This window comes from Streptosporangium sp. NPDC051023 (assembly GCF_040689595.1).
GTDB lineage: Bacteria > Actinomycetota > Actinomycetes > Streptosporangiales > Streptosporangiaceae > Streptosporangium.
In genome coordinates, this window is the sequence record NZ_JBFBCE010000014.1 from 1 (window position 1) to 14,359 (window position 14,359).

The window sequence follows — 14,359 nt, forward strand, 5'->3', positions numbered from 1 at the left end:
CCGACCCCAAGCCGTTCATCTGGACCAAGACAGCCGAAGAGATTCTCGACTCCCTCGCCCGCTTCTGCCAACGAATCTCAGGCGCAGGACACTAGCGGACGATCCCCGGATCAGACGGTGTCCTCGTGGGCGGCGCGGTTTCGCCAGAGGTCGATCGCGGTCATTCGCGAGTCCGCGCCGAGTTTGGCGTAGATCCGGTTGACGTGGTTCTTCACGGTCTTCTCGCTGAGGAACAGGTGCTGGGCGATCTGCCCGTTGGAGCAGCCTGTGGCGATCAGCTCCATGACCTCGGTCTCGCGCCTGCTCAAGCCCGTCACCGCTGTGGGTTCGGCGTCGAACGGTGCGTCGTCGACTCTCATCCGGCCTCCGTGGCAGCAACACGTTCAGGTCGCCGAAACCCCCGGTCTTACGGCGTAGCGATAGCAGCGAGCATAACCCGCGATATCCATCTTTGGTGGATAAGTCGAGAGCCAGGAAAAACGCGAACGGCCGATCCCTGAGGATCGGCCGTTCACCTGGGGTGAGCGAGGGGACTTGAACCCCCGGCATCCAGGACCACAACCTGGCGCTCTGCCAACTGAGCTACGCCCACCATGTGCGCCGCAGTGGCACATGAAAAGTGTAGCGGTCTTTGGGAGTCGTTTCGCACCCGGTTTTCGCGGTGTCCGCTCAGGTGGCCGGGGCCGAGACGATCTCAGCCAGCTCGCGGGCCTTCGCGGAGTCGGGCCCTGGCTGGGGAACGAAGACCGCCGCGCGGTAGTAGCGCAACTCGCGGATGCTCTCGGTGATGTCGGCCAGCGCGCGGTGACCGCCCTGCTTCTCGGGTGAGGCGAAGTAGACGCGGGGGTACCACCGCCGGGCCAGCTCCTTCACCGAGGAGACGTCGATCATCCGGTAGTGCAGGAACGTGTCCACGGCCGGCATGTCGCGCGCGATGAACGAGCGGTCGGTGGCGATGGAGTTGCCGCACAGCGGAGCCTTCTTCGACTCGGGAATGTGTCTCTTGATGTACTCAAGGACCAGCGCCTCCGCCTCGGCCAGCGTCACGCCGCCGCCCAGCACCTCGAGCAGCCCGGAGGCGGTGTGCATCTCCCGTACGACCCGCGACATCTGCTCCAGTGACTCGGGCGGGGGCTTGATGACCACGTTCACACCCTCGTCAAGCTGGTTCAGCTCACCGTCCGTGACTACGCAGGCAACCTCAACCAGCGCGTCTCGGCCGAGGTCGAGCCCGGTCATCTCACAGTCGATCCAGACCAGCAGGTCACTCATAGCCTTCAGGGTAGTACTCCCTTCAGGAGATCTTGAGCGAGTCGACCACCCGGTCGGCGACCGAGGTGTCGAGATTGTCGGGTACGGACAGGTACATCAGCGCGGGGGGCTTGCCCTCGCCCCGGTCCACGATCACGAAGGCGGCCCGCTCCTTCTTCCACTCCCAGCCGTTGGCCTGGGACTGCTCGGAGAAGTCCAGATCGAACATGAACAGCCAGCCGTCCCTGCCGCTCACCTTGATCGCCTCGTCCTTGACGACCTTCCGCTTGTGGGGAGGACTGTAGTAGGTCGACTCGGTCGCGTGCAGCAGCGTCGCGGCGATCCCGCGCATGCTGCCGACCCCGTCATAGCCGTACTTTTCGGGCAGCTCGCCGGTCATGACGTTGCCGACCCACCCGTGCCCCAGGCCGTCGTAGTTCTCCTGGGCCGTCGCCACCGTCGCGCTGGTCCACACGAATCCGAGCGGATCCTCACCCGTGCTCTTCGGCACCCCCCACGGGGCACCGGGGAAACGGTAGGACAAGCCGGTCGCGGGATCCTGGATGCGCCCGTCCTGCGGCTGGGGCAGCTCGACGGTCGAGCGCGGCAGCGGGGTCTCCTGCGGCTGGGTCGGCTCGGGCTCCGTCGGAGAGGGGGAGGGCTCCTGCGCCGTCACGGTGGGCGCCGGGGTCGGGTCGTCCGCGACGGTCCCGCGCCTCGGGTTCATCAGGAACATGGCCGCGACCACGATGCCGACGATCAGGATCACGACCCCGCCGCCACCCAGGACCCACGGCCACGGGTTGCTCTTGCGCGGCGGGGCGCCGGTGGGAAGGCCGTACGGCCCGGCGGGCAGCTGCATCGTGTTGCCGCCGGGGGACCCGCCGCCCCAGGCCTGCTCCGCCTGCGGCGCCCCCTGGCCTTGGGGGCCGTTCCACGGCTGGCCCTGAGGGCCGCTCCACGGAGCCGTCTGCCCCGCGGGCCCCGGCTGTGGCCCGCCGGGCGCCCCGAAGGGGCCGGTCTGGCCGGTCGGCTGCGCGAACGGGCCGCTCTGCGGTCCGCTCTGCGGTCCGGTCTGCTGCGGGAGGGGGCCGGTCTGCTGCGGGGCGGGCGCGAGCTGCGGTCCCGCCGGGTGAGCGAGAGGGCCGGTCCCCGGTCCCGTGGGCTGGGCGAGAGGGCCGGTCCCGGGTCCCGTGGGCTGGGCGAAGGGGCCGGTCTGGCCTTGGGCGGCGGTCTGCCCGCCCGGGGTGTCCCCCGGGTGTGTGGCGTCGGTCCACTGGTTGCCGTCCCACCATCGCAACTGCGGTGAACCGTAGGGGTCGGGGTACCAGCCGGAGGGGGTCTGCGTGGTCATGGCCGTCAGAGTAGTAAGAACCGGTTTGCTGTGCATTGCGGACTTACGGACACTTGTAGGTGAAACTCGCCTTGTCCTGGAGTTTCTGGCCTGTCGGCAGGGGAGAGAGCAGCCGCAGCGTGGCCGTTCCCTTGAAGTCGCCCTCGCCCTTGACCGTCCACTCCAGGCTCACCTCGTGTGAGGTCTCCCCGGAACGGAGGGTGTCGGTCTGCTCGATCGGGGTCTTGCGGTCGCTGCGCTTCCATTGGTAGCGGATCTCTCCTGCGGAGCCGTTCGTGGTGAACGAGCCCGTGATCATGACCGTCGCGTCGCACTTCTGTGTCTTCTTCGGCGCGGTCACGTCAACGGCGGTGATGGCCAACGGAGTCGCGGAGCCGCGGAACAGCCAGACCGCCAGGACACCCACGATCATCAGCGCGATGATCGCGGCGGCGAGAGCGGTACGGCGGCGGCGTCGCCTGGCGGGTGCCCCGAGGGCGCGCAGTTTGTCGGAGGGCGGTTCGGTCTGCTGATGGTCGCGGCCCGCGCGCCAGATCTGCGCCGCCGTGGTCTCCGCGGGCACCCCGGGGCCGAAACGCATCACCACGTCGCCCCCCGGGTTCACCCCCTCCCCGGTGGGCCCCTCGTCCCCTCGGACCCGTAGCAGCGTGACGATCTCCCCCTCGTCGGGGACGGGCGGCACCGGTGCCGGGGGCCGGGAACGCGGCTGCGGCGCGGCCTCGGTCGCGGGGCGCCACCGTGCGGCCGCCGCCAGACCGTCCCGGGTGAGGGACCCCGACGGCAGCAGGTCCCGTCCGGTGAGCAGGACGTCGCGGGCCTGGGCGAGCCCGCTCGCCAGGGCCGTCGCGGCCGCTCGCTCGAACAGCCCGATCACCCCGGGATCGGCGGCGGCCCAGCTCGCGGTCAGGCCGCGGGCGAGCGAGGCCCAGGCCGTGACGTCACGATCGGGAAGGGGGGGACGCCCGTGCAGCGCGTCGGCCAGTCCTCGCTCGGCGAGCAACACCGACCCGTCGGCGGCGATCACCACGGTGCCGGGGCGCACCGCCCCGTGGGCGAGCCCCTCGGCGTGCAGGGCGAGCAGCGTCCGCGAGGTCTCAAGCAGCACTACGGCCACGCCGCCCGCGTCGGGGCGCGGAGCACCGGCGGGCGCGGCGAGCAGGTCGGTCAGGGCCGGGCTCACCGGCCCCGCGGTGAGCAGCCAGATCTCGTCCCGGGCCGAAACCAGGTCGGCGACCGGGACCAGGCCGGTCAGGCCCGCCTGGAGCAGCGCGCGTTCGGCGGACATGGCCGCGACCAGCCGGTCGCGTGCCGCCGGATCCGAAGTCAAGCGAGGGTCGAACCTGAGCGCGCTCACCGGGCGCCCATCGGGTGCGACAGCGGACGACCAGGTGCCCAGCTCTCCTGCCCAGCTTTCGCCGGTCAGCAGGAACCCGGCGACATTCCCCCGTTCGATGTTCATTGTCGTCCCCGTCCCCGTCCCGTCGTCCGCCTACCGGCTCCGCCGCCTCCGGTGCCTGCCTGCCATCCCCCGCTTCACCGCCAGTGTGAAGGGAACGGCGCCGCCCGTCACCAGTCCGAACGCCAGCAGTATCGAGGGGGCCGTCTCACCGGGAGGCGTCGGCGTCGCGGTGAGGCTCGGGCTCCCACCTCCGTCGGTCGAGGTGTCCGTCGGCTCAGGACTGGTCGGAGGGCTCGTCGGGGAGCTCTGGGTCGCCGTCGGCGTCGGCGTCGGGGTCGGCGGCACGGTCGGCCTGGGGGTCGTTCTGGTCGGGGTCGGGGTCGGGGTCTTGGACGGGGAGGAGGGGTTCGGGCTGTCGAGGGTCGAGCTTTCCTCCTCCGAGGGGGTCGGGGAGGGGTGTGGCGCCGGACTCTTGGTCGGCTTCCTGGTGCGGGTCGCCGACGGCTTCGGCGTCGGGGTCTGGCTCGCGGTCTTGGTCGGGGAGACCGGCGGGGGACTGGCCGCGCTGCTCGGGGTCGGCGTCGCCGTCGGGGTCGGCTCCTGGGTGCCCTTCGACGGCTTGTCCGAAGGCTCCTGGGTCGGCTCCTCGGTCTCGTCCCCCGGGATGATCGACTCAACCGCCTCCGGCGGGGTCGGGCTCTCCGAGGTGACCAGGCTCTGCGGCTTGATCTCGGTGCTGCCCGCCGAGCTGACCAGCACCGCGGTCACGCCGCTGATCACCGCGACGCACCCGATGCCGACCAGGACCTTGAAGCTCGTCTTGCTGAGCGTGGACGCCCTGCGGCGCCCGCGGAGGTTCGTCTCGGCCACGGAGGTCTCCGCGCCGGGCGTGGGGACCTCGACCGGGAACAGGGCGGGCAGAAGCGCGACGAGGCCCGCGAGGCGGCGGCGCCCCCGGTCGTGCCAGTCCGGTCCGTAGGCGTCGGCGGCGACGGCCTCAAGCTCGGTGAGGAAGGCGGTCGCGGTCGGCGGCCGGTCCGCCGGATGCTTGGCGAGCCCGCGCTCGACCAGGCCCTGCAGCGCGGGCGGCACCTCCTCGACGGGCGGCGGCGTGATCTGGTGCTGCCTGGCCAGCGCCGCGAGGTTCGTCGCGCGGAAGGGCCGGGTGCCTGTCAGGCACTCGAAGAACACGACCGTGGCGGCGTAGACGTCGGTCGAGGGACCGGCGGGCGCGCCCGTCCACTGCTCGGGGGCCATGTAGGGCGGCGTGCCCGCCGGGGTGTCCCCGTCACCCGAGCGGACCGCGATGCCGAAGTCGACGAGCTTGCTCGTCCCGTCCGCCTCGACCATCACGTTTTCCGGCTTGAAGTCGCGGTGGACGACGCCTGCCGTGTGCGCGGTCGAAAGTCCGAGAAGGGCGCCCTTGAGCACGACCAGCGCCGCCTCGGGGCCCGTCGGCCCCTCGGAGCGCAGGATCGCGCGCAGCGCGACGCCGTTGATCAGCTCCATGACGATGGCGGCGCCCTCGCCGGTCTCCACGTAGTCGTAGAGCCGCACGGCGTGCGGGCTGTCCAGGGTGTTGAGCACCCTGGCCTCGTGCCGGAAGCGGGCGACGAACCCGACGTCGCTCCTGAGCTCGTCGGACAGGTACTTGATCGCCACCAGCACGCCGTCGACCTCGTGCCGCGCCATCACCACGCGTCCGCCGGCGCCCGCCCCCAGCTCGCGTATCTCGGTGTATCCGGGGACTCGCCAGTCTGATGGTGTGCCGTACATAGCGGTCTCCTCAGTTGCTTGGGCCCCCACCCACAACAGGCGAACCGTAGCTTAGCCATAGATCGCAAAATTCCGCTCATCAATCACAAATCAGTCTCAGAAACCTGGGTGACCGATGGCGGTACGGCGGGCGACGCCCCGGTGCCGGAGCTACCGGCCCGGCGCGGGCCTTGAGGCGACGTGCGCGGGAACGTCCAGGTCAGCGGTCATGGCGGGATCGGTCTCCGGAGGGCCCCACGACTGGCGCAGCGGCAGCACCCCGGCCCAGACCGGCAGCGCGTAGTCCTCCGGGTCGTCGCTCGGAGGCCCCTGCCGTACCTTGACGGACGCCTCCGCGAGGGAGAGGGCGACCACGGCGGTCGCGGCGAGCTCCTTCCTGGTCGGCGGGCGCGTGGCGTCCCACTGACCGGGGGCGAGCTGCTCGGTGATCGCGCGCAGGCCCGCCAGGCGCTCCTCCTCGTCCAGCACGAGGCGGGGGCGGCCGTAGATCATGGCGGAGCGGTAGTTCATCGAGTGGTGGAAGACCGAGCGGGCCAGCACCACGCCGTCCAGGTGCGTCACCGTGACGCAGATCTCGCCGGTGCCCCGCAGGGAGGCGGAGCCGGTCGAGCCGTGGAGGTACAGGGTGTCGCCGATCCGGCCGTAGCCTGTGGGCACGACCCGGGGGGACCCGTCGATCACGACGCCCAGGTGGCAGACGAGCCCGGCGTCCAGCACGGCGTACAGATCTTCGCGGGCCGTCCGGCCCCTGTCCTTCGAGCGGCCCAAAGTGGTGCGGGGAGTCGTGGAGAGCATGCCTCTAATCTAGGAACAAGTGGATATGGAAACCACGTCCACTTCATGCCACCTCTGGGAGACCACTTTGCCGCGCATCACCGTCGACCTGCCTCTTTCGGTGGACCGTCAGGCTCCCGCGGCGCTCATGACCCAGCTCGGCGACCGGCTGCGCGCCGCGATGCGCGACGGCACGCTCAAGTCCGGTGAGCGACTGCCCTCGACCCGCGCCCTCGCCCGTCAGCTCGCGGTCAGCCGCACCGTCGTCACCGAGGCCTACCAGCAGCTCTACGCGGAGGGGTGGCTTGAGGGCCGCCACGGTTCCGGCACCTACGTGGCGGACCTGGCCGTCCAGGTTTCCGCCCCGCCGCCGGGACAGGAGATGGAAAGCCTCCCCGCCGCGCTTGCGCCGTCTGTGCCCGTCCGCACCCCCGGCCCCCGCCGGGGAACCGTCTCCGGGGACGGCGGTGCCCCCGCGGGGGCCGGGCCCGTGATCGACCTGCGCCCAGGAAAGCCCTGGGTCCACGACTACGACAGGGCGGCCTGGCGCAGGGCGTGGCGCGCCGCCGCCGACCTGCCGCCGGGGGACGACCCCGACCCGTACGGCCTGCCCAGGCTCCGCCAGGCGCTGGCCGAGCACCTGCGCAGGACCAGGGCGATCGCCGTCGGCCCGGAGAACATCATGGTCACCCGGGGCACGGGTAACGGCCTCGACCTCGTCGCGGCCACCCTCCTACGCCCCGGAGACAGGGCGGGCGTCGAGGATCCCGGCTACCGGGGCGCCAGGAACGTCTTCGCCGCGCGGGGCGCGAGGGTCACGCCGTGCCCGGTCGACGAGGACGGCGTCGTCGTCGACGCGCTCCCCGGCGACCTGCGGGTGCTGTACACGACCCCGGCGCACCAGTTCCCCCTCGGCGGGCGCCTGCCCGTCCCCCGCAGGGAACGCCTGCTCGCGTGGGCCCGCCGTACCGGCGCGATCGTCGTGGAGGACGACTACGACGCCGAGTTCCGCTACGACGTCGCCCCACTGCCCGCCCTGCACGGCCTCGCCCCGGAGCGGGTGGTCCTGCTCGGCACGCTGTCCAAGTCCCTCGCCCCCGACGTCGGCGTCGGCTGGCTGGTCGCCGAGCCCGGCCTCCTCGCCGCCGTCGCCGGGGTCCGCGACGACCTGGGGGACCGTACCAGCGGCCCCGTCCAGCAGGCGGTGGCCGTGCTGCTCGAACGTGGGGACCTGGACCGGCACCTGCGTCGGATGCGGCTTGAGTACGCGCGCCGCCGCGCCGCGGTCGTCGACGTCCTCGGCTCGCTGGTGACGGGCGACACCGCCGGGCTGCACGTCATGGTCGAGCTGCCGGAGGACACGGTCGGCCCCCTGGTCGCCGCGGCGGCGGAACGCGGAGTGCTCCTCGACGTGATGAGCCGCCACCACCACGGCACCGTCGCCAGGCACGGCCTCGTGATCGGCTACGGTTCCGCCTCGCTGCAGGAGGTCAGGCGAGGGGTCTCGGTGGTCGCGGAGCTGATCGACCGCCTCGGGGTGCGGGCGGGGGCGGAGCGGGAGGCAGGTCCCTGACCACGGGCATGGCGCGGTCGGCGTAGAACGGGTCGATGGGCAGCGCGTGCCGTCCCCACCACCGCGCGACCTCCGGCTCCGCGGAGGGCTCGACGAAACCGGGCAGGTAGTCGTCGTAGGGAGGGTCGTAGAGGTATCCGGTGGCGACTCCGTGCCGTTCCAGCGCCGCGATCGCCGCCTCCCGGTCGGCGACCAGCAGCGGCACCCGGAACAGCGGCTGGTCCAGGTGATCGCGTACGGCCCCGGCCGCCGTGGGCAGCTCGGCGAGCGCCCGCACACCGGCGATCCGCCGCGCCCGCTGGTCCGGCAGCGCCCGCAGTCGCCTCGACTGGTACCTGAGGGAGATCCCGCCCCGCCTGACCCGGTAGTCGTGCAGGTCGGCACGGACCCAGGAGTCGAACGGCGGCAGGTCGGGCACCCGCTTCAGCGCCGTGGCCAGCTCGTCGGGGCGTGCCGCGATCCGGTGGCCCTCGCGCTCCTCCTCCATGCCGAGCGCGCGCATCGCTCGCAGCGCGGGCCTGACCAGGTTGAGACGGACCGCCGTGTGCCGGGCGGCCGAGGTCAGCACGGAGCGGATCTCGGCGGCCGTCGCCCGGGGCTGGAGCAGCCGGTCGCGCTCGGACTCAAGGGCCCGCAGGTCCGCCTCGTGCTCGACCGCGACCACCCCGCCGGAGCCCGCCCCCGCGTGCTTGGACAGGCTGAAGACCCCCGCGGCCCCGAACGTGCCGAGGGGCCTGCCCCCGACCGTCGTCTCCATGGCGTGCGCGACGTCCTCGATCAGGGTCTTGCCCGCGAACGCGGCCACCCGGTCGGGCAGGCCGTACAGGTTGGTGGTCAGCACGGCGTCGACCAGGCCGAGATCGACGGTGTCGACGTCGATGTTGCCGTCCTGCGGCGAGAGCGGCGCGATGACGGGACGCAGCCCGGCGGCCAGCACCAGGAAGAGGATCTCGTCGGCGGAGATCGGCGACATCAGCAGCCGCTGCCCGGGAAGGCACCAGTGCCGCAGCGCGAGGTAGAGGCCGAGCCGGTTGGAGGGCACGGACAGACAGTGACGCCCGGTCCTGGCGGCCATCAGGCCCTCGGGGCCCATCGGGCTCACGACGACTGCAGGGAGGTGCGCAGGCGGCCGAAGGTCTTCAGCGCCCGGTCGGCCGTGGTCCGCAGGACCGGGTTGGCGAGGACCGTTCCACGGGCCTTGCGGACCGGCACCCTGAGCATCCAGTGCAGTCCCGCGCCCGCGCTCGGTCTGGCGATCCGGCCCTCCGCCACCTCGTACTCGCCGTTTTTGAGCTTCTCCTTGTACTCCTTCTCGCCGCGGCCCATGTCGATGATCTCGATTCCCGAGGCCGCCGCCTTCTCCGCCATGGCGAGGTGGTGGATCAAGCCGGGGGAGTACTTGGCGAAGGAGGTGTCGTAGGCGGGGAACCAGCCGGCGAGGGTGGTCGCGGTGCGCAGGCCGAAGTGGCCTGCCACCGGGCGCCCGTCCACGTAGAGCATGTCGAGGACCCCGCCGAAGTGCTCGGTGTTCGTGGCGAGCAGCCGCTCGACCAGCTCGACGATCCACGGGTGGGAGAACCGGTCCGCCCGACCCGTGCGCCGGTACTGGTCGGTCTTCCAGCCGAGCAGTGTCTGCAGCGCCGCCGGGTCGGTCGTGGCGTAGTCGTGGTGGATCGGCCCCACGTCACGCTGGAGTTTGCGCGTCTTGTAGGCCGTCGAACGGTAGGTCTTCCCGGAGCTCAGCTTGATCGTCTCGATGTAGGTTTCGTAACCGTCCCGCAGGTCGATGATCGGGGACGGATGGCGGGTGTGCCGCGCCGAAAGCAGCGGCTGCCCGGCCACCAGGTGGTCGAACTCGAAGACCCCCAGGCCGCAGGACTTGATCAGCTGTCGTGGATCGAGCTCGAGGTCCTTGACGTGCACCAGCCCCTGGGCGTCGGTCAGCCCGGCGGCCACCGGCTTGCCGATGCCCATCGCGTGCCGTTCGAAGGGAAAGAAGCCCACCGTTTCCCGGCCGTCGTGCAGGATCGCCACCCGGACCTGCTCCTGCAGCTCGCCGACGGTGATCGTGAACTCCGGTGAGAGGAACGGGCTGTCGAAGGCGGCGTCCGCTTCCTGCAACGCTCGCCATCGCTCGATGTCGGACTCCGCCAGGTCGCGGGGGTGAACGATAGAGACGCGCATGAGCTCCTACAGGGGTGTGCGGTTTCCCCGACGCCTTCCAGCATGAATCCGTGCGGGACGTGCGTGTGCCCACAGCATGCGGGACGGCGCGTAATGTAACGGTAAAGGACCAGGCGTGCCGGTGACCTTACAGGGTCACAACGTTTCGGAGTCTGATTCCGAGACATCTGATCCCGGTGGCGTCACCCGGCGGAGTGACGTTCTAATTGGTGGCCATGAGCACCCCCGGTATCAACTGGACCCGCCTCGTCGGGTGGATGGCCGCGAACGTCCCCGACGCGGGGGAGCCGACCGGGGTCTCCCTGATCTCAGGAGGCAGGTCCAACCTGACCTATCTCGTCGAGACAGGGGAACGCCGCCTCGTGCTGCGCCGTCCGCCGTTGGGACATGTGCTCCCCACCGCGCACGACATGAAACGCGAGTGGCGGGTGATCTCGGCCCTCGCCCCGACTCCCGTCCCCGTGCCCGAGCCCGTCGCCTTCTGCGGCGACGAGGACGTGATCGGGGCGCCGTTCTACCTCATGGGACACGTGGACGGCGAGGCCGTACGGAGCTCGGAGCAGGTCAGCGGGGTCGCCCCCGAGCTGAACCGGCGTCTTTGCGAGAGACTGGCCGAGGTGCTCGCGGCCGTCCACGCGGTGGATTACGAGGAGGCGGGCCTGGGCGACTTCGGCCGCCCCGCGGGCTACATGGCCCGCCAGCTGACGCGCTGGGGCCAGCAGTGGGAGCGGTCCAGGACACGGGAGCTACCCGAGTGCGATCGCCTGCTGGCCCGCCTGCGCGAGCGCCTGCCCGAGCGCGCCGCGGGGACGCTGGTCCACGGCGACTACCGGCTGGACAACACCCTGGTACGGCTGTCGCCGGAGCCCGGCGTCCTCGCCGTCGTCGACTGGGAGATGTCCACCCTCGGTGACCCGCTCGCCGACCTCGGCCTGACGCTGACCTACTGGCAGGACCCGGGCGACGAGGAGCGCGCCTCCATCCCGGTCGCGGCGGGGGTGACCGTCGCCCCCGGGTTCCTCACCGCCCGCGAGTTCGCCGCCCACTACGCGAAGGTCTCCGGCGCCGACCTCTCCGACCTGGACTTCTACGTGGCGTTCGGCAACTACAAGCTCGCGGTCATCGTTGAGGGCATCCACGCGAGGTTCATCCAGGGCAAGACGGTCGGGGAGGGCTTCGACCGGATCGGGGAGGCCGTCCCGACCCTCGTCGAGCGGGCCTTCCGCGTGCTGGAGGACTGAGCCCGAACCAGGAGAGGACGCGCCATAATCGATCACCGTGAGTTACCTGCGGGGCGGTGATCTGCGGTAGAAGTTTCAAGTGTTCTGCAAGTAAGCGCGGATAGCCTGACGGCGCAGTCGATAACGCTTGCCTGTGAACCGTGGTTTCGCGCGGTCGCGTCCGTCATCGCTGTGGAACGCTTCAATGGACCAGTGGCCAGGATCGAGGACGAGCGGTGATACCGACTAACGGACGGCACCAGCGACGGCGCTCGAGCTGGCCGGTCGCGCTGGGAGCGGGAGTCGTCGCGCTGGCGCTTCTCGTCGGGATCATCGTCATGTCGGTCAAGCCGGGCAGGCCCCGGGGACAGGTCGTCGCGATCCCTCCCGCGCAGCCCGCCCCCGTCGTCGCGAAGCCTCCCGCCACCGAGGACTGGCCGCGCTGGGGCGTCACCCACACCGAGTTCAGCGGTGACGCGGAGCGGGACGACGTCGCCGACGCCGCCTCGCACATCCTCAGCCGGGTCCCGCTGGTCCAGAACCAGCACATCATGGGCTGGGGCGCCGACAACCCGGAGCCGGTCCCCGGCGGATACGACTTCCGCAACCTCGACCGCCGGATAGAGTTCATGGCCGGTTCGCAGGCGTTGCCCGTCATCACGCTGTGCTGCGCTCCCGACTGGATGAAGGGCGGCACGGAGGGGCGCACCGACTGGAACGCCCTGGAGGCCGCGCCGGAGCGTGAGAACTTCGACGACTTCGCCAAGCTGGCCGCGACGGTGGCCAGGCGCTATCCGACCGTCGAGCACTTCATGGTCTGGAACGAGTTCAAGGGCTTCTGGAATCCGTCGGCCAACCGCTGGGACGCCGAGGCGTACACCGAGCTGTACAACAAGGTCTACACCGCCTTGAAGGGCGTGAACAAGAACATCAAGGTCGGCGGCCCCTACATCCCGATCGTGAGCAACAAGAGCGGCGGCGGGTCCGAGCTCCAGGGCGCCTGGGGCGTCGTCGACCAGCGTGACCTGGACGCCGTCGAATACTGGATCGCACACAAGAAAGGCGCCGACTTCATCGTGGTCGACGGCGCCTCGATGACCAAGGACGCCGGGGTCTACCCCGATGAGTTCACCGCGCTCGGCAAGTTCTCCGCCGTCACCACCTGGCTCAGGCAGAAGAGCGGCGGGCTGCCGGTCTGGTGGGCCGAGTGGTACGTCGCGCCGGACAACACCGACTGGACCGAGGAGCGCCGCACCGCCGTACAGACGGTCGCCATGATGGAGTTCGCCACCGGCGGCGCGACCACCGCCCTCTACTGGAATCCCCAGCGGAAGGAGGGGCAGGACTGCTCCGGCTGCCTGTGGCGCCCGGGAGAGGGTGACGAACTGCCGATGGCGGGCGTCCTGAGCGGCTTCACCAAGTGGTTTCCCGCGGGTGTCCCGCTGGTGACGGTCACCTCGTCCAACCCCAGAGTGCGGGTGCTGGCCCAGGAACGCCAGCTCGTGATGGTCAACACCACCGACGCCGACGCGACCGCGACGGTCGACGGCAAGGAGGTCACCCTGAAGCCGTACGAGATCAAGTGGAGCGAGCGGGGCGGAGCCTAGATCGGAGTGGTATGGGAGGGTTTGCGCCAGTTGGTGAACCAGCGCAGGAACCACTCGGCGGGGCCGTAACGGTGACCGTTCAGCCACAGCCTGCTGTAGGTCGCCTGGACCACGAAGATCACGATGGCGATCGAGGCGACGACGAGCGGGCTGAGCCGGTCGACCAGGCCGAGCCCGTAACCGGTGAAGATCAGCGAGCAGATCAGGGACTGCGCCAGGTAGTTGGTCAGCGCTATCCGTCCCGGCGGCACCAGAACCGCGGTCAGGCGCGGGGTGTGCGGAAGCAGTCGCAGCAGGGTCGCCGCGTACGCCGCCGCCAGCAGTGGCGCGGTGAGCAGGTCGACGGCCTGGCCGAGCAGATGGTAGGCGCTGCCGCCGCCGGACCAGGTCGAGTGTGCGTAGACGAGCGCTCCGATGGTGCCGATCGAGAACCCCGCCCACTGGATCCCGCGCAGCGCCGCGGTGTGCCCGGACAGATCGGCGAGCAGTCGTTTCTTGCCGACGGCCAGCCCGATCAGGCAGGCGGCGAGCACCGCGGGCCCCTGGAAGAGCACCCGGAGCACCACGATCTTGCCGAGCTTGTGCAGGTGCTCAGAGATGATCATGGTGGCCGAGCTCTGCAGGGCCGCGTCCGACTTGGCGGCCTCGACGGCGCCGCCCGCCACGGTCCCCGAGGGGTCGGCGCCGAGCAGTGCCAGGCCGGCCAGCAGGACGAATCCCATCGCGAGCATCATGGTCAGCCCGATCGCGGCGACGACGGCGGTTCGCGGCCTGATCTTCCGTACGGCCAGCAGCACCAGCCCGACCACGGCGTAGGTGGCCAGGATGTCCCCGGGGAACAGCAGCACGGCATGGGCGAGGCCGAGCAGGAGCAGCCCGGTCAGGCGGCGCAGGAAGCGCGGCACGAAGGCCGTCCCCGCGTTGGCGGCCGAGTCGATCTGGAGGGTGAAGCTGTAGCCGAAGAGGAAGGAGAAGAGTAGATAGAACTTGTTTTCGAAGAACACCGTGACGACCCAGCGCACCTCCCAGTCGAGCGGCGCGGAGAAGGCGGGCTCGGCCAGGCCCGCCATGCGGTATCCCGACGCCAGGTAGGCGATGTTGACCACCACGATGCCGAACAGCGCGAAGCCGCGTAAGGCGTCGACGGCGGCGATCCGCCGGGTGGTCTGAACGGCTGAAGGTGTAGTCGGTCTCACCAGGCCGCGATGTTCTCCTTTGACC

General features: G+C 70.8%; 12 protein-coding genes and 1 tRNA gene. 3 read left to right on the top strand and 10 right to left on the bottom strand.

Annotation, left to right across the window (positions count from 1 at the left end):
* Window positions 1-110: 110 nt before the first annotated feature.
* The 7 genes from AB0395_RS11650 to AB0395_RS11680 all read right to left on the bottom strand — a co-directional run bounded on the left by AB0395_RS11650 (window position 111) and on the right by AB0395_RS11680 (window position 6,575).
* A complete protein-coding gene (locus AB0395_RS11650) occupies window positions 111-359 on the bottom strand; it encodes a LuxR C-terminal-related transcriptional regulator (protein ID WP_366279498.1) in 249 nt (82 codons plus the stop codon).
* A 157-nt stretch (window positions 360-516) separates the two neighbouring features.
* Window positions 517-592: transfer RNA gene (locus AB0395_RS11655), tRNA-His, on the bottom strand.
* A 77-nt stretch (window positions 593-669) separates the two neighbouring features.
* Window positions 670-1,272 carry an oligoribonuclease gene (gene orn, locus AB0395_RS11660; protein ID WP_366279501.1) on the bottom strand — a complete coding sequence of 201 codons (603 nt, stop codon included), beginning with the start codon at window positions 1,270-1,272 and terminating at the stop codon, window positions 670-672.
* Between the two features lie 22 nt (window positions 1,273-1,294).
* Window positions 1,295-2,605 carry a DUF2510 domain-containing protein gene (locus AB0395_RS11665; RefSeq protein ID WP_366279504.1) on the bottom strand — a complete coding sequence of 437 codons (1,311 nt, stop codon included), beginning with the start codon at window positions 2,603-2,605 and terminating at the stop codon, window positions 1,295-1,297.
* A gap of 43 nt (window positions 2,606-2,648) precedes the next feature.
* Window positions 2,649-4,064, bottom strand: coding sequence for a hypothetical protein (locus AB0395_RS11670; RefSeq protein ID WP_366279507.1), 1,416 nt, complete (start codon window positions 4,062-4,064; stop codon window positions 2,649-2,651).
* 30 nt (window positions 4,065-4,094) lie between these two features.
* Window positions 4,095-5,780 carry a protein kinase gene (locus AB0395_RS11675; protein ID WP_366279510.1) on the bottom strand — a complete coding sequence of 562 codons (1,686 nt, stop codon included), beginning with the start codon at window positions 5,778-5,780 and terminating at the stop codon, window positions 4,095-4,097.
* 150 nt (window positions 5,781-5,930) lie between these two features.
* Window positions 5,931-6,575 (bottom strand): pyridoxamine 5'-phosphate oxidase family protein, encoded by a 645-nt coding sequence (locus tag AB0395_RS11680; protein WP_366279512.1) that lies wholly within the window; start codon window positions 6,573-6,575, stop codon window positions 5,931-5,933.
* Window positions 6,576-6,642: 67 nt separating this feature from the next.
* Here AB0395_RS11680 and AB0395_RS11685 point away from each other — a divergent pair, with 67 nt between their 5' ends.
* The gene (locus AB0395_RS11685) at window positions 6,643-8,127 is read left to right on the top strand and encodes a PLP-dependent aminotransferase family protein (protein ID WP_366279514.1); all 1,485 of its coding nucleotides are present in this window, start codon (window positions 6,643-6,645) and stop codon (window positions 8,125-8,127) included.
* Here AB0395_RS11685 and AB0395_RS11690 read toward each other — a convergent pair.
* A complete protein-coding gene (locus AB0395_RS11690; RefSeq protein WP_366279819.1) occupies window positions 8,045-9,220 on the bottom strand; it encodes a DegT/DnrJ/EryC1/StrS family aminotransferase in 1,176 nt (391 codons plus the stop codon). The genes AB0395_RS11685 and AB0395_RS11690 overlap by 83 nt on opposite strands.
* 5 nt (window positions 9,221-9,225) lie before the next feature.
* A complete protein-coding gene (locus AB0395_RS11695; RefSeq protein ID WP_366279517.1) occupies window positions 9,226-10,311 on the bottom strand; it encodes a GNAT family N-acetyltransferase in 1,086 nt (361 codons plus the stop codon).
* A 215-nt stretch (window positions 10,312-10,526) separates the two neighbouring features.
* Between AB0395_RS11695 and AB0395_RS11700 the strand changes: the two genes are divergently transcribed.
* Together AB0395_RS11700 and AB0395_RS11705 are read left to right on the top strand one after the other, a co-directional pair.
* Window positions 10,527-11,552, top strand: coding sequence for a phosphotransferase family protein (locus AB0395_RS11700; RefSeq protein ID WP_366279518.1), 1,026 nt, complete (start codon window positions 10,527-10,529; stop codon window positions 11,550-11,552).
* Between the two features lie 215 nt (window positions 11,553-11,767).
* Entirely contained in the window at window positions 11,768-13,138 is a 1,371-nt protein-coding gene (locus AB0395_RS11705; RefSeq protein WP_366279520.1) for a xylan 1,4-beta-xylosidase, read from the top strand.
* Here AB0395_RS11705 and AB0395_RS11710 read toward each other — a convergent pair.
* Window positions 13,135-14,334 carry a DUF418 domain-containing protein gene (locus AB0395_RS11710; RefSeq protein ID WP_366279521.1) on the bottom strand — a complete coding sequence of 400 codons (1,200 nt, stop codon included), beginning with the start codon at window positions 14,332-14,334 and terminating at the stop codon, window positions 13,135-13,137. The genes AB0395_RS11705 and AB0395_RS11710 overlap by 4 nt on opposite strands.
* Between the last annotated feature and the right edge of the window lie 25 nt (window positions 14,335-14,359).

Bases quoted from the DNA above. Each gene is read 5' to 3' on its own strand.
- AB0395_RS11695 (WP_366279517.1), bottom strand. From the start codon at position 10,311: ATGCGCGTCTCTATCGTTCACCCCCGCGACCTGGCGGAGTCCGACATC.
- AB0395_RS11690 (WP_366279819.1), bottom strand. From the start codon at position 9,220: ATGGGCCCCGAGGGCCTGATGGCCGCCAGGACCGGGCGTCACTGTCTG.
- AB0395_RS11665 (WP_366279504.1), bottom strand. From the start codon at position 2,605: ATGACCACGCAGACCCCCTCCGGCTGGTACCCCGACCCCTACGGTTCA.
- AB0395_RS11670 (WP_366279507.1), bottom strand. From the start codon at position 4,064: ATGAACATCGAACGGGGGAATGTCGCCGGGTTCCTGCTGACCGGCGAA.
- AB0395_RS11680 (WP_366279512.1), bottom strand. From the start codon at position 6,575: ATGCTCTCCACGACTCCCCGCACCACTTTGGGCCGCTCGAAGGACAGG.
- AB0395_RS11675 (WP_366279510.1), bottom strand. From the start codon at position 5,780: ATGTACGGCACACCATCAGACTGGCGAGTCCCCGGATACACCGAGATA.
- orn (WP_366279501.1), bottom strand. From the start codon at position 1,272: ATGAGTGACCTGCTGGTCTGGATCGACTGTGAGATGACCGGGCTCGAC.
- AB0395_RS11700 (WP_366279518.1), top strand. From the start codon at position 10,527: ATGAGCACCCCCGGTATCAACTGGACCCGCCTCGTCGGGTGGATGGCC.
- AB0395_RS11650 (WP_366279498.1), bottom strand. From the start codon at position 359: ATGAGAGTCGACGACGCACCGTTCGACGCCGAACCCACAGCGGTGACG.